We start from the raw sequence: 14,733 nt of genomic DNA, 5'->3' as shown, positions 1-14,733 counted from the left end.
AACGTGGCACCTATATATAATATAAGGCTCTCCAGATAAAGAGAATGCGATAATAAAATAACGGGAAGATAATTTACTTATCTTCCCGCTGAGTATTTTTGTATTAGAAGCGTTGAATTTATCTGCTAGAGCGACTCTGCAGATTCAGGATAAGTCGTCAATTCCATGTTACGTCGCCGAAAGTCGCTAGGGCTTACTCCGACCCGCTTACGGAATACCCGTGAAAAGTAGAGCTGGTCGTCATAACCGATAATACGTCCGATGCTGGCAATCGATTCCTGAGTAGTTTGCAACAGCAGTTTTGCCCGAATAACCCTCTGGTCTTCACGCCAGCGCAGCATATTGATACCCACCTGCTCGCGGAACAGATGGGCAAGGCGGGAAGGGGACAGACAAACGTGATTGGCAATATCTTCAATACGCACATCGTCAGAAAGATTGCTGGTCATATACTGACAGGCTTCAATAATGCGCGGATCCATTATCTTCTGCGGCGACTGAGGATCTTCTTCCATACAGCGCAACAACAGGCGCTCAAGTAGATTCATCGCTAACTCTTCAGACAATCGCCTGCCGGACTGATGAGTTTGTTCAATGGAAATAAACAGCTGTTCAAATTCATCCTGTAAAGCCTCAGACGGAAGAGCCATGCGGCCAACTTTATGGGTTTGGCTATACCATTCTAACCAATCAGCCCAATATGCCCGAGGGCGGAAATAGATCCAACGATGATACCAACAGTCACTGTTTGGTGAACGTCCGTAGTAGTGTGATTCTTTGGGTTGAAACAACAGCATATCGCCGGGGTTACAGAAGAGTGCATCCTGGCCATCGAAAATCTGGCCCTGTCCCTTGATGGTTAAATTTAAAATATAACCTTTCATTCCGTTGGGCCGATCGATAAAGAAGTCGAGGGGCCCGTCAACGATAATGGGTGTCAAGCCTGCGACCAGATACGCATTAAATGAGTATCCGGGAAGCAGAGGATCTGGCTGTGAGTCAGGTGCAATTCGTTGATACACGTTGTTTCCTCAGGGCTGTTGGCTACTAGGCTTTTTGTTTCGCCAGTTGCTTGTAACGGTCAAAAATAACGGCGGCAAGTAATATTAGACCACGCACAACATATTGATAGAACGGCGAGATATTCAAAAGGTTCATCGCATTTTCTACCGTACCTAGAATCAATACGCCAGCAATAACATAAGATATTTTACCAATACCACCCTTTAGTGACACTCCTCCCAATACGCAGGCAGAGATAACAATCAGCTCATAACCAACCGATGTCATTGGCTGGCCGCTGGTCATACGCGAAGCCAGTATGATGCCTGCAGCAGCGGAAATCAGGCCTGATAATGCAAAGATAATAATCTTAGTCCGAACTACCGGAACGCCGGCTAAACGAGAGGCTTCTTCGTTGCCACCAACCGCCAGCGTATTGCGACCAAAAGTGGTTTTGTTGAGCAGGAATCCGAACAGAATAAAGCAGAACAGCGTTATCCAGATAGGAAGAGGCATCCCCAGCCAACTGGTGCTTCCCAGCGTGAAGAAACGTTCATCTTCAATGCCAACCGCTTTACCATCTGAAATGATATAGGCTAAACCACGGGCGATTTGCATGGTTGCCAGCGTTGTAATTAATGCGTTGATTTTCAAACGAGCAATAACAAAGCCGTTGAGTAAACCGAAGGCTACGCCGAGCAGCAAGCCGGCGGCGATGCCCAAGGTGATGCTTTCAGTATGATTTATCACCACGGCAGCGGTTACGCCGGAGCAGGCGATAATAGAGGCGACGGATAAGTCAAAGTCACCGGAGGCCAGACAGAATAACATTCCGCAGGCGACCATGCCTGACATTGAAATAGCCAGGCCTAACCCGCGCATATTAATCCAGGATGCAAAATTAGGAATAAACAGGGCGCAGGCAATAAACAGTACGGCAAAAACCACCAGCATGCCGTAGCTGTCCCAAATTTTTGACAGACTCATTTGATTACTGGCTTTGGCGCCAGATTCTTTTGCTGATACTGAGGTTGTTGGTATGGTCGACATGAAGATTTTCCTTCTCTGTTAGGCAACCGCATCAGCGGTAGTATTTAACATGGCTAAGCTCAATGCTTTCTGTTCAGTTGCGCCGTCATGAGTTAATTCTCCTGACAGTGAACCTTCACGCATAACCAGAATTCGGTCGGCAAGGCCGAGGACTTCTGGCAGATCGCTGGAGGCAAATACCACGGCAATACCTCGTTTAGCCAGTTCATAAATCACGTTATAAATTTCGTGCTTAGCACCCACATCGATTCCCCTTGTCGGCTCATCCAGCAAGATGACCTTCATCTCTTCAGACAGCCAGCGGCCAAGAATCGCTTTTTGTTGGTTACCGCCGGACAGGTTCATAATCAGCTGCTCAGCCGTTGGTGTTTTAATGTTGAGTTCATTGATGCGGATATCCGCGTTTTCGTTTTCCCAGCTTTCGTTGATCAGACAACCGGCGGTTAACGTCTTACGACGGGCGCTGATATTGATATTGTCTTTAACTGAATGTACCGGGATGATGCCTTCAGCTTTACGATCTTCCGGGCAAAGCATGATGCCTTTGGTAATGCCGTCGATAGGGGTAGTAATGTTAATGGGGTGGCCGTCCAGCTCAATGCTGCCACCGGTAATGCGGGTGGCACCAAACAGAGACTTAAGCAGCTCACTTCTGCCCGCGCCTACCAAACCAAACAGACCGACGATTTCTCCCTGACGAACTTGAAAACTGATCGGATGCTTAACACCCGGCGCTTTAACCGATTTCAGTTCAAATCTAACTTCGCCAAGCGGGCGAGGTTTATAGTCATAAATATCACCGATATCACGTCCTACCATGGTTTGAACCAAAGCATCGTGGGTAAGGTTTGGCACATCGGTGAAGGTTTTCATATAGCAACCGTCTTTAAATACGGTTACGGCATCACTCAGGGCAAAGATCTCTTCCATCCTGTGGGAGACATACAAAATGACCCGGCCTTCCGCTCTGAGTTCGCGAATAACGCGAAACAGCTGTTCTATTTCGCGGGCTGAAAGGGAGCTTGTTGGTTCATCAAAGGCGATGACTTTGGCATTTCGGGCGAGTGCTTTGGCGATTTCAACCATTTGCCATTGGCCAATAGAGAGGTATTTCAACGGCGTATCCGGGTCAATATCCAACCCTAAATGTTCTAACTGAACGCGGGATTCAAAATTGAGAATTTTTCTGTCTACCATGCCGGCCTTGGTCGGAAGTTGTCCGAGATAAATATTTTCGGCAACGGTCATTTCCGGAATTAAATGTAACTCCTGATAAATAATGGCAATTCCGGCATTCAGGGCATCCATGGTGTTATTAAACTTTACCGGCTGGCCCTTAATTTTTATTTCACCCTCGGTGGCATCATAATTACCACTGAGTATTTTTAGCAGCGTCGATTTACCCGCACCATTCTCACCCATTAGCGCGTGTATTTCACCGGTCGAGCAGCTAAAGCTAATGTTTTGTAAGGCTTTTACACCCGGGAATGTTTTACTGATATTACAGAATTCGAGATAAGGTGGTTGCTGCGTTGGCATAATATATTCCTTAACGCTCGTATGACTTACAGCTCGACTGCATCCGGCTTTTAATGTGCAGGGATAACACCTAAATAGGCGGATTCAGTGCTTTCTATTTATGTCATTGGTATGGTGGAGAATCGGCAGGCCAATTGGATCAGCCTGCCGGTATAACGATTAATTCAGGCCTTTCTTTTCCAGTTCCGCTTTAAAGTTATCGCGGGTAATTAATACAACGTCGGTAACTTCAGTAAATTTCTCAGGCTCAACCCCTTTAGTTTCCCAGTTATAAAGCATTTCAATGCTCTTATAGCCGTGAATGTCCGGGCTTGGTAGCAGTGAGCCATAGAAGCCGGTTGCTTTAGATTTAGATAATTCATTGACCGCATCAACGCCGTTGATACCAATGCCGATAACGTTTTCAGGTTTAAACCCTTGGCCTTCAGTTGCGCGAACGCCACCCAGAATGGTGTTGTCATTGAAGCCGACAATCAGCCAGTTTTTAACTTCAGGGTGTTGTACCAACATTGAGTTTGCGGCGTCGAATGATCCAGGGATATCGTTAGATTTACTTGGAACCTGATAGATTTGTTTTTCCGGGAAGCCGGCGGCTTTTAATGCATCCATTGAACCGTTAGTGCGGCGGCGAGCGGTATCCAGTTCGTTTGAGGTAATGGCCATGACCGCAGTTTCAGCCACATTCCATTTGCGATTATTCATCTCTTTCCACAGTTCGTTACCCTGACGCTCACCGATTTTGCTGGCAGCCATCATAACTAACGGCACATTTTCCATCGGTTTGCCTTTGGCAGTAACAAACTGGTCGTCAACGGTAATGACTTTTAAACCGTAGCTATTGGCTTTTGCCATAATGGCTGAGCCTAATTTAGGATCTGGTGTACAAATAACGAAGCCTTTTGCGCCACTGGCGGCCAGACTATCGATTGCATTGAGGGTTTTTTCACCGTCAGGAACGGCAATTTTGATAACATCAAAGCCAAGATCTTTTCCTGCTTTATCGGCAAATGCCCACTCAGTTTGGAACCAAGGTTCTTCCGGTTGTTTGACTAAAAATCCGAGCTTCATCGTTTCAGCCATAGCTGAATGTGACATAATCAGCGATAATCCTATAACAGCAACGGCCTTAGTAAATTTATGCATATCTTTTATCTCTCCTGTGCTTTTCTGTGTGGCGAAATTTCGTCATGTTGGTATCGATACAGCGAGATTCACTATTGCTAAGCTATTGGCTGAATAAAATAATAGACTGATATAAATTGTTTTATCGGAAGATTTTTTATTTGGCCAAATAACGTAGGGTAAGTTTTAACCATAAAACACCCACAGTTATCAGACCGGCATCACAAATAAAAATTACAGCAAGATTGTTCATGTATTCAGTGGAAATGTGATGTATTTATCCTTTGAACTAGATCACAATCTTGTCTACGAAAGCAGGATTGTTCATATATCTAGCTAATGACTCCTCGCTGATTTTGTGGGATTTTCTTATGGTATCCCATAGTCTTTTATCCATTTATTCGTTAGAGGTTTTTATGTCAAAAGGCGCTATTACCCTTGGACTTGATTTTGGAAGTGATTCCGTACGGGCCCTGGCGGTCGACTGCATAGAAGGCTCTGAAATTGCCACCGAAGTGGTTTATTACCCGCGCTGGAAACAGGGGTTGTTTTGCCATGCGTCGGAAAACCAGTTCCGCCATCATCCATTAGATTACATTGAGTCTATGGAGCAGGCTATTAAGGCGGTAGTGGCGATGCTAACGCCTGAACAGCGTCTGAATATTGTTGGTATCGGCGTAGACACTACCGGTTCAACGCCGGCGCCTATTGACAGTGAAGGCCGTGTTTTAGCCCTCCGGCCTGAATTTGCCGATAACCCCAATGCGATGTTTGTTTTATGGAAAGATCATACGGCAATAGAAGAAGCTGAAGAGATTAACCGCCTTTGTCATAGCGGGCGTTTCGGTGATTACTCCCGCTATATCGGTGGCATTTACTCCTCTGAATGGTTTTGGGCGAAAATTCTTCATGTATCCCGTGCTGACCGCGCTGTAAGTGAAGCCGCTACGTCGTGGGTTGAGCTTTGCGACTGGGTTCCTGCATTGCTAAGCGGTACACAAGCTCCGGATAATATTATGCGCGGCCGCTGTGCTGCCGGTCATAAAGCGTTATGGCACCCTGAATGGAACGGCTTGCCTCCGCGGGATTTCTTGCAGGCATTGGATCCTGTTCTGGTCGAAAATCTGACTTATCCGATGTTCACTGAAACCCATACCGCTGAGAAGGCGGTTGGTCGTATCACTAAAGAATGGGCTCAACGCCTTGGCCTACCGGATACCGTTGTGCTTTCCGGCGGCGAGTTTGACTGCCATATGGGTGCGGTAGGTGCAGGTGCACAGCCTTATACACTGGTTAAAGTTATTGGTACTTCTACCTGCGATATTTTGCTGGCTGATAATGAATTAGTCGGTGATCGTGCCGTTGCCGGTATTTGTGGTCAGGTTGATGGCAGCGTAGTACCGGGGCTTATCGGTATGGAAGCCGGCCAATCGGCATTCGGTGATATGTATGCCTGGTACAGCCGGTTACTGTCATGGCCGCTGCAACATGCGGCTGAGCAAAACCCGGAGCTGGCTCCGGCACTTAAACAAGTCGAATCAAATCTGTTACCTGCACTGACTGAAGCATGGGCTCAGCAAACGTCGCTGGATAAGTTACCGGTAGTGCTTGATTGGTTTAACGGCCGCAGAACGCCATTTGCCAACCAGCGCCTGAAAGGCGTGATTACCGATCTGAATTTGGGCACTGATGCACCAACCCTATTTGGCGGATTTATTGCCTCAACCGCATTTGGCGCCAGAGCCATTATGGAATGCTTTATCGATCAGGATATTCCGGTTGAAAACGTTTTGGCTCTGGGCGGTATTGCCCGTAAGTCACCGGTTATTATGCAAGTGTGTACCGATGTAATGAATCGTCCGCTACAGATTGTCGAATCAGACCAGTGCTGTGCGTTAGGTGCAGCAATTTTTGCTGCCGTAGCCGCAGGCGTTCATGGTTCAATTCCTGAAGCTCAGGAACATATGGCCAGCCCGATTGAACGCACTTTGACGCCGGATCCGGTTCGCGCAGCACAGTACGAAAAACTGTATCAACGTTACCAACAATGGGGTGCCGCAGCGGAGCCTTGCTACGCCGTACAACCCAATAGTTAATCTCTGAATTTACGATTAGCTTGCTGAAGAGTAGGCCACAATAATGGGAGTTTATATGAACGTCTTTAATCAGTTAGAAGTTTGGTTTGTTATTGGTAGCCAACACCTGTACGGACCACAGACTCTGAAACAGGTCACTCAGCAAGCTGACGAAGTTGTTAATGGCTTAAATAAAGAAGCTAAATTGCCAATTAAGCTGGTGATTAAGCCTCTGGCAACCACGCCGGATGAGATTGTCACGCTGTGTCGTGAGGCTAACTATGCAAAAAGTTGCGTAGGTATCGTCACTTGGCTGCACACTTTTTCTCCGGCAAAAATGTGGATTGCAGGTTTAAGCCTGTTAGAAAAACCGTTGTTGCAGTTGCATACTCAATATCGTAATGAAATTCCATGGGACACCATGGACATGGATTTCATGAACCTCAATCAGACTGCCCACGGTGGCCGTGAATTCGGTTTTATCGGTGCGCGTATGCGTAATGAATACACCGCGGTTGTTGGTTCGTGGAAAGACAAAGACGTTCACCACAAGCTGGATCGCTGGATGCGCGTTGCGGCCGGTCTGTATGAAAGCCAGAATTTAAAAGTTGCCCGTTTTGGTGACAATATGCGTGAAGTTGCCGTAACCGACGGTGATAAAGTCGCTGCGCAGATTAAATTCGGCTATGCGGTTAATGGGTATGCGCTCGGTGATTTAGTCTCTGTGGTTGATGCGGTGTCTCAAGGCGACATCAATGCGTTGATTGATGAGTACGAAGCCAGCTATCGCCTGACTGACGTAGTTAAAGTTAATGGCGCTAAGCGCGCTAACCTGTTAGATGCTGCCCGTATTGAGCTGGGAATCAAAAAGTTCTTAGAGCAGGGTAACTTCGGGGCTTTCACCACCACCTTTGAAAACTTGTATGGCTTAAAACAGCTTCCGGGGCTATCAGTGCAACGCCTGATGCAGCAAGGCTATGGTTTCGGAGCGGAAGGCGACTGGAAAACCGCAGCATTGCTACGCATTATGAAAGTTATGTCATCCGGCCTGAAAGGTGGAACTTCCTTTATGGAAGATTACACCTACCACTTTGAACCGGGTAACGATTTGGTACTGGGTTCACATATGCTGGAAGTGTGCCCGTCAATTGCCCGTGAAGAAAAACCGCTGCTGGATGTACAGCACTTAGGCATTGGCGGTAAAGACGATCCGGCGCGCCTGATTTTCTCTGCACCTGCCGGTCCGGCGTTGAATGCCAGCCTGATTGATATGGGCGATCGCTTCCGCCTGTTGGTTAATGCGGTAGATGCTATTGAGCCACCTCATGCGCTGCCTAAGTTGCCGGTTGCTCATGCGGTATGGAAAACTCAGCCATCGCTGGCCGTTGCCGCTGAGGCGTGGATTTTGGCCGGTGGCGCTCACCATACGGTATTCACTCAGTCGCTGGATATTGAGCATTTACGTATTTATGCTGAGATGTGTGGTATCGAGCTGCTGCTGATTGATAATGAAACCCGAATTCCGGACTTTAAGAATCAGATCCGCTGGAATGAGGTTTATTATAAAATCTGTCGTTAATAGTGATGGGTAATTACAGGTAAGAATACCGAGAGGTTGGTTCGCCAATCGTGAACCGTTTCCATAACCCACATTACACGCGATCGACAAGGGGCCATAGTGGCCCCTTGACCCGCGTCCCCGCACGGGAACTCAGGTCGCTTTGTCTTTCGCAGCATCCATGCTGCTGATGCTAAATTTTTTATGTCAGCTGAGTTCAAGTGCTCATTGATAAGGGCAAAGGCCAAAAACTAAGAGAACGGCCACTGAATCATTTATTCTGGTTTATTTTTCTCAAAAAATGGCTTTATCAAATATCTATTTCTATAAGGTTTTTTCTATGTATAACCAACTAAAGCAACAGGTCCTTGACGCTAATTTGGCTTTGCCTCGCCATAATCTGGTGACGTTCACTTGGGGTAATGTCAGCGGCGTTGACCGTGAACACGGCGTGATTGTGATTAAGCCATCGGGCGTTGAATATGAGCATATGACCGTTGACGATATGGTTGTGGTGAGTCTGGAAACCGGCAAAGTGGTGGAAGGAACTAAAAAACCGTCATCAGATACTGAAACTCACCTAGTGCTGTATCGTGCATTCCCTGAAATTGGCGGAATTGTTCATACTCACTCTCGCCATGCCACTATTTGGGCTCAGGCCGGGCGTGATTTAGCCGCTTGGGGAACCACTCATGCTGACTATTTCTATGGCGCAATTCCCTGTACTCGCCGTATGACAAATCAGGAAATCGCCGGTGAGTATGAGCGTGAAACCGGTAATGTGATCGTAGATACCTTCGCCGCCAGAGGGATCACAGCGAAAGATGTACCGGCGGTATTAGTTAATTCTCACGGGCCGTTTGCTTGGGGAACCGATCCGGATAATGCCGTGCATAACGCGGTGGTACTGGAAGAGATTGCCTATATGAATCTGTTTACTTCTCAATTGGCGCCTGACTTAGGTCCGATGCAGCAAGAGTTATTGGATAAACACTATCTGCGTAAACACGGAAAGAATGCCTATTACGGTCAGTAAGTCATTCACTGATGAGTAAAAAAGCGCATTGCCAACTGGCCGTGCGCTTTTTTTATCACAGAGTTTGTTTCCGCCTAATCGAGATATAATCCAGCAGACAGCCCAGTACCACTCCGATAATGCAAAGTAGCATTCCGCCACCCATCAAAAACTCTTTCAGATATGCCATTAGGTTGGATTCCATTGAGCTCAGAGGATGTAATTTGGCGAAGATCAGATCCCAGAACAATAAAAGCAGTCTGATAGCCAGCATATAGCAACCGGCAATCAAGAACTTAATCGCCAGATTATATTGGGCAGGGAAGAGGTTTCTGGGCAAGAAACTGTCCGTCTGTTGTGTGTATTCCAGCGTCTGACGACAAATAGCCAGCAGAAGTAGACCGGGAACGGCGGCAACAATGGTAAACAGATAGAACAGCGGCCAGTCATACAGTTCGACAAACCAACCGGCTACCGGGCCGACATAAACCCGCCCAACGGCAGATAATGCCGATAACAGGGCAAATTGGGTCGCGGAGAAGGAGCGATTACATAGGGTCATCAGCAGAGCAACAAAGGCCGCTGTTCCCATTCCCCCGCAGAGGTTTTCGAAGAAAATAGCGCTACCCATAGTGATAATATTCTTATCGGTAACCGCTAAAATCCAATAGCCGAAGTTTGATACGGCCTGAAGGATCCCAAATATCATCAGAGCGCGGAACAGGGTTAACCGCTGCATTAACATACCGCCGATGAGTACACCAACGATCGTCGCCAGCAGACCGAGAGTTTTATTGACCAGACCGACTTCGCCTGCGTTAAATCCAACTCCGCGGATCAGAAATGTGGTGCTCAGGCTACCCGCAAAGGCATCGCCCATCTTGTAGAGCACAATCAACAATAAAATTAGCCAAGCATTATTACGGCCGAAGAAGTCTTTTAAAGGCTCGAGAATCGCTTGTTCAATTGTGCGAGGGGTCGGTATCTCTGTTGTCGGCTCTCGGGCATTTAAGGTTGCAATAATGCCGATAATCATTAACGCCGACATCAACCAGTAGGTTGATCGCCAGCCAAGATAGTAGTGCGCAATCCATAACGCTAAGCCACCGGAAACCAACATAGCTATCCGATAGCCCAAGACGGAAACGGCTGCACCGTTACCTCTTTGGTCGGCGCTCAAAATATCGGTTTTATAGGCGTCAAAGACAATATCTTGTGAAGCAGAAAAGAAGGCGATGAGCACAGCCAGACCGGCCATCAGCCAGAGATCGCTTTGAGGATTCAGGCAGCCAATGGCAAAAATCAAAATAACCAGCGCCACCTGGGTTAACAACAACCAGCCACGGCGGCGGCCAAGAAACGGCAGATGATAGCGATCCATCAAAGGTGACCAGAGAAACTTAAATACGTAAGCCTGGCCAACTAATGAGAAAAATCCGATGGTTGTTAAATCTAAACCGGCAACGGTCATCCATGCCTGAAAGGTGCCCGAGGTTAACGCTAAAGGCAGCCCTGAGGCAAAACCAAGCAGCAGCAGTATAAGAGTATCGCGCCGCTTAGAGGATTTCAGATTGTTATTCATCATGATAGCGATATTCCCCTGCCGCTAGCGCAGTCAGGGGATGGGATAAAGAAATCAGCGAGCATTTTGTTTAATAAATTCGCTTACGCTGGTGTCCTGAGCCATTTCGTTAAAAATATCGGCTAAAGCTTCATTCACGACTTTCTCAATATTTTTGTTGGTGGCAGTAAATGCACCAGAAACGCTATGGCTTGAACGGAAGTTTTTGGTTTGTGAAGCGCCGTTCTTTGCCTGGCTGATAATAGAGAAGTCAGCTTTGGTGGTAATGTTATAGCGAAGATCGCCTTCTTGTACGTCAGCGAAGAGCTGGTTAATAACGATCTGGACGTTAATGCTGCCGTCAGGACCAACCATGTAACCGCGGGCACGCATCTGCTTTTCAAGCGCTTCTTGCATTAAGAAACGCAGATCCCGTGAAGGGGTTAATACCAGTAGCTGACCTTTACGGTTAACTTTGGCTAAAGCCGCATCTTGACGAAGGTCGGCGCTATTAACGCTGATAGTTGCCCCCATCAGGCCAGGATCTTGGGTTGGCATAACCATCGGCGGATCTATGGTCAATGTTGTTTCCGGACGGTTTGAACAACCGGCAAGAATAAACAGCGCCAATAAAGGGAAAAGAAGGCGTTGGAGCGTAGTCATTTTTTTCACGGTAGACCTTTTAAAATTTAATTTATTTTCCATGTGTACCGGATTGATAATGGCATCATCAGTCGATACATACTCTATTGGCATCTACCAATAGTTACTTGGTTGTGTAACCGTACTTTTTGTTCGATATCAGGTTTTAATTACTATTCAATGCGCCGATCTGGTGTCTTAGTTTTTACCCGCTTTATATCAAGCAGCGCATATCATATCACTGCTCGTAGGCTGAGGAAGAGGCAGGATGCTAAATCATTAGGTAAAATTCAAATTCTTTACTCAATTTATCGTTATTTTATTGGCGTCTTGGTAAAAATAACGCGCTTTATATCAGTTCAGTGCAAAAAACAGCGACTACAGCTACTATTAGGGGCTGTAAATAAATGGGTCAGGATACTGGTTAAGTCTGTTTGACTCATATGTCGTGACTTGCCTGTTAGCTAGCCATAATCCCCGGAGGCTTTTATGATGCGGGATCGAGTTGAAAAAAAACTGATAGACGCTTTGTCACCAACTTATATCGAAGTGGTTGATGAAAGCCATCAGCATAGCGTTCCGGTTGGTGCAGAAAGCCATTTTAAGGTGGTTATCAGTAGTGAATCTTTTGAAGGCCAGCGTCTGTTAGCCCGCCATCGAATCATTTATCAATTGCTGAAAGAAGAGCTGGAACAGCAGATTCATGCGCTGGCTTTGCATACATATACGCCAAAAGAGTGGGAATTGCTGCAAAATGGTGCACCAGACTCGCCGGCATGTCGCGGCGGTAGTCGTTTAGGATAAATGGCTTTATTAGTGTTAGACTGCTGTTCTGACAGCCTTTTTGTCTTATTGAGACCTTGAGTCGGGAGCAGGTGAGGGAAGCTATTATTATTTATCTCTCATCAATATTTGCTCTTTTCTCGACTCATTAACAATGCGCGGCTATAATGTCGCGTCTAATTTTCCGGACTTTATTCGGGATGCTTCTGACGACAGGGGACAAGGTACCGCAATGCGGCCGTCCTTGTTTTAAGAGGCTTTTTCAAAATAGCTCAGTGCATATATTGAAAATGGCTTCTGGAGTTGACCGAGCACTGTGATTTTTTGAGGTAACAAGATGCAAGTTTCAGTTGAAACAACTCAAGGCCTTGGGCGCCGTCTATCAATTGTTGTTGCGGCCAACGCAATTGAAGAAGCAGTAAAAAAAGAACTCGTAGATATTGCTAAGAAAGTACGCATTGACGGTTTCCGTAAAGGAAAAGTGCCAATGAACATCATTGCTCAACGCTATGGTGCTTCAGCACGTCAAGACGTTCTGGGCGAACTGATGCAGCGTCATTTTATTGATGCCATCGTGAAAGAAAAGATTAATCCGGCTGGCGCACCTAAGTATGTACCGGGTGAATATAAGCTGGGCGAAGATTTCAACTATGCTGTTGAATTTGAAGTGTATCCGGAAGTAGAACTGAAAGATTTAGAAAGCATCGAAGTTGAAAAACCCGTTGTTGAAGTGGGCGATGCAGATGTTCAGGAAATGCTGGACACCTTACGCAAGCAACAGGCAACTTGGAAAGAAACTGATGCTGCAGCACAGGCTGAAGACCGCGTTACTCTTGACTTCGTTGGTTCTATTGACGGTGAAGAGTTTGAAGGCGGTAAAGCAACAGATTTCGTATTGGCTATGGGCCAAAGCCGCATGATTCCTGGTTTTGAAGACGGTGTTGTCGGGCATAAAGCGGGTGACGAGTTCACTATCGACGTTGCATTCCCAGAAGACTACCACGCTGAAAACTTAAAAGGCAAAGCAGCTAAATTTGCTATAGTTATTAAGAAGGTTGAAGAGCGCGAATTACCAGAGTTTACGCCAGAGTTTATTTCTCGTTTCGGTGTCGCTGACGGTACGCTGGAAGGCTTAAAAGCAGAAGTGCGTAAAAACATGGAGCGCGAGCTGAAAGGTGCTATTCGTAACCGTGTGAAAACACAGGTTATTGATGGTCTGATTAGCGCGAACGAAATCGATGTGCCGGCTGCATTAGTTGACGGTGAAATCGACGTTCTGCGTCAACAAGCTGCACAGCGTTTTGGCGGAAACCAACAGCAAGCGATGGAATTACCACGCGAACTGTTTGAAGAGCAAGCTAAACGCCGCGTTGTTGTTGGCCTGCTGTTAGGTGAAGTGATCAGCAAGAATGAGCTGAAAGCCGATCAAGCCCGCGTTAACGCACTGATTGAAGAGATGGCTTCTGCGTATGAAGATCCGCAAGAAGTTATTGAGTTCTACAGCAAGAATAAAGAGCTGATGAACAACATGCGTAACGTTGCTCTGGAAGAACAAGCGGTTGAAACCCTGCTTGCTAAAGCTAAAGTAACCGAAAAAGCGACAACTTTCAGCGAGCTGATGAATCAGACTCCAGCTGCATAATGCTTCTTTCGAGAGCAGGTTAGATAGTTGACTTAGTCTCTATACTTCTGCTAACTATGGCTCGGGCGCTTTGTTTCCGGGCCATTTTTCTATTAGGAGATCCTCATGTCTTACAGTGGCAATCAAGATAATTTTTCACCAAGCATGGCCTTAGTGCCGATGGTCGTTGAACAGACTTCTCGCGGGGAGCGCTCCTATGACATTTTTTCCCGCCTGTTAAAAGAACGTATTATATTTTTAACCGGTGAGGTTGAAGACAACATGGCTAATCTGATTGTGGCGCAAATGCTATTTTTAGAAGCCGAGAATCCTGAAAAAGATATATTCCTTTATATCAACTCGCCGGGCGGCGTGATTACTGCGGGCATGTCAATCTATGACACCATGCAGTTTATCAAACCAGACGTTAGTACCATGTGTCTGGGGCAGGCTTGCTCAATGGGCTCTTTCTTATTAGCCGCCGGAGCCAAAGGTAAGCGTTTTTGCCAGCCGAACGCACGCGTAATGATTCACCAGCCTTTAGGTGGCTTCCGCGGGCAGGCTTCAGATATTCAGATTCACGCTGAGGAAATTTTAAAAACTAAGCGTCTGATGAATGAGCTGATGGCTAAACATACCGGCCAGCCGTTAGAAACGATTGAACGCGATACCGATCGTGATAGATTCCTGTCTGCACAGGAAGCGATGGAGTACGGTTTAGTTGATGAAGTTTTATCTACTCGTCTATAGTCGTAGTATCTAATA

General features: G+C 46.6%; 12 protein-coding genes. 6 read left to right on the top strand and 6 right to left on the bottom strand.

Annotated features, from left to right (window positions below; translation table 11 throughout):
* Positions 1-125: 125 nt before the first annotated feature.
* The 4 genes from araC to YWE_RS0113235 all read right to left on the bottom strand — a co-directional run bounded on the left by araC (position 126) and on the right by YWE_RS0113235 (position 4,734).
* Positions 126-1,022, bottom strand: coding sequence for an arabinose operon transcriptional regulator AraC (gene araC, locus YWE_RS0113250; protein ID WP_029094978.1), 897 nt, complete (start codon positions 1,020-1,022; stop codon positions 126-128).
* 25 nt (positions 1,023-1,047) lie between these two features.
* Positions 1,048-2,052, bottom strand: a complete 1,005-nt coding sequence (gene araH / locus YWE_RS0113245) for an L-arabinose ABC transporter permease AraH (RefSeq protein ID WP_029094977.1) — start codon at positions 2,050-2,052, stop codon at positions 1,048-1,050.
* A gap of 18 nt (positions 2,053-2,070) precedes the next feature.
* Positions 2,071-3,591, bottom strand: a complete 1,521-nt coding sequence (gene araG / locus YWE_RS0113240; protein ID WP_036016035.1) for an L-arabinose ABC transporter ATP-binding protein AraG — start codon at positions 3,589-3,591, stop codon at positions 2,071-2,073.
* A gap of 159 nt (positions 3,592-3,750) precedes the next feature.
* Positions 3,751-4,734, bottom strand: a complete 984-nt coding sequence (locus YWE_RS0113235; protein ID WP_029094975.1) for an arabinose ABC transporter substrate-binding protein — start codon at positions 4,732-4,734, stop codon at positions 3,751-3,753.
* A 395-nt stretch (positions 4,735-5,129) separates the two neighbouring features.
* Here YWE_RS0113235 and YWE_RS0113230 point away from each other — a divergent pair, with 395 nt between their 5' ends.
* The 3 genes from YWE_RS0113230 to araD all read left to right on the top strand — a co-directional run bounded on the left by YWE_RS0113230 (position 5,130) and on the right by araD (position 9,382).
* Positions 5,130-6,809, top strand: coding sequence for a ribulokinase (locus YWE_RS0113230; protein WP_036016032.1), 1,680 nt, complete (start codon positions 5,130-5,132; stop codon positions 6,807-6,809).
* Between the two features lie 55 nt (positions 6,810-6,864).
* The gene (gene araA, locus YWE_RS0113225; protein WP_029094973.1) at positions 6,865-8,367 is read left to right on the top strand and encodes an L-arabinose isomerase; all 1,503 of its coding nucleotides are present in this window, start codon (positions 6,865-6,867) and stop codon (positions 8,365-8,367) included.
* A 319-nt stretch (positions 8,368-8,686) separates the two neighbouring features.
* Positions 8,687-9,382 (top strand): L-ribulose-5-phosphate 4-epimerase, encoded by a 696-nt coding sequence (araD, locus tag YWE_RS0113220; RefSeq protein WP_029094972.1) that lies wholly within the window; start codon positions 8,687-8,689, stop codon positions 9,380-9,382.
* 55 nt (positions 9,383-9,437) lie between these two features.
* Here the strand turns inward: araD and ampG are convergent, their stop codons facing one another.
* Positions 9,438-10,946, bottom strand: a complete 1,509-nt coding sequence (gene ampG, locus YWE_RS0113215) for a muropeptide MFS transporter AmpG (protein WP_029094971.1) — start codon at positions 10,944-10,946, stop codon at positions 9,438-9,440.
* A gap of 51 nt (positions 10,947-10,997) precedes the next feature.
* Entirely contained in the window at positions 10,998-11,585 is a 588-nt protein-coding gene (locus tag YWE_RS0113210) for a YajG family lipoprotein (protein WP_029094970.1), read from the bottom strand.
* 468 nt (positions 11,586-12,053) lie between these two features.
* On the opposite strand from YWE_RS0113210, the gene bolA reads away from it, so the two are divergent.
* The 3 genes from bolA (at position 12,054) to clpP (ending at position 14,718) form a co-directional block, all read left to right on the top strand.
* On the top strand, positions 12,054-12,368 hold the full coding sequence (gene bolA, locus YWE_RS0113205) for a transcriptional regulator BolA (protein WP_029094969.1): 315 nt from the start codon (positions 12,054-12,056) through the stop codon (positions 12,366-12,368).
* Positions 12,369-12,684: 316 nt separating this feature from the next.
* Positions 12,685-13,989: a trigger factor gene (gene tig, locus YWE_RS0113200; RefSeq protein WP_029094968.1), complete on the top strand. Its 1,305-nt coding sequence runs from the start codon at positions 12,685-12,687 to the stop codon at positions 13,987-13,989.
* A gap of 105 nt (positions 13,990-14,094) precedes the next feature.
* Positions 14,095-14,718 (top strand): ATP-dependent Clp endopeptidase proteolytic subunit ClpP, encoded by a 624-nt coding sequence (clpP, locus tag YWE_RS0113195; protein ID WP_029094967.1) that lies wholly within the window; start codon positions 14,095-14,097, stop codon positions 14,716-14,718.
* Positions 14,719-14,733: the final 15 nt, after the last annotated feature.

This window comes from Budvicia aquatica DSM 5075 = ATCC 35567, assembly GCF_000427805.1.
In the GTDB taxonomy this organism is placed as follows: domain Bacteria; phylum Pseudomonadota; class Gammaproteobacteria; order Enterobacterales; family Enterobacteriaceae; genus Budvicia; species Budvicia aquatica.
This window is presented reverse-complemented; position numbering and strand designations above follow the sequence as displayed.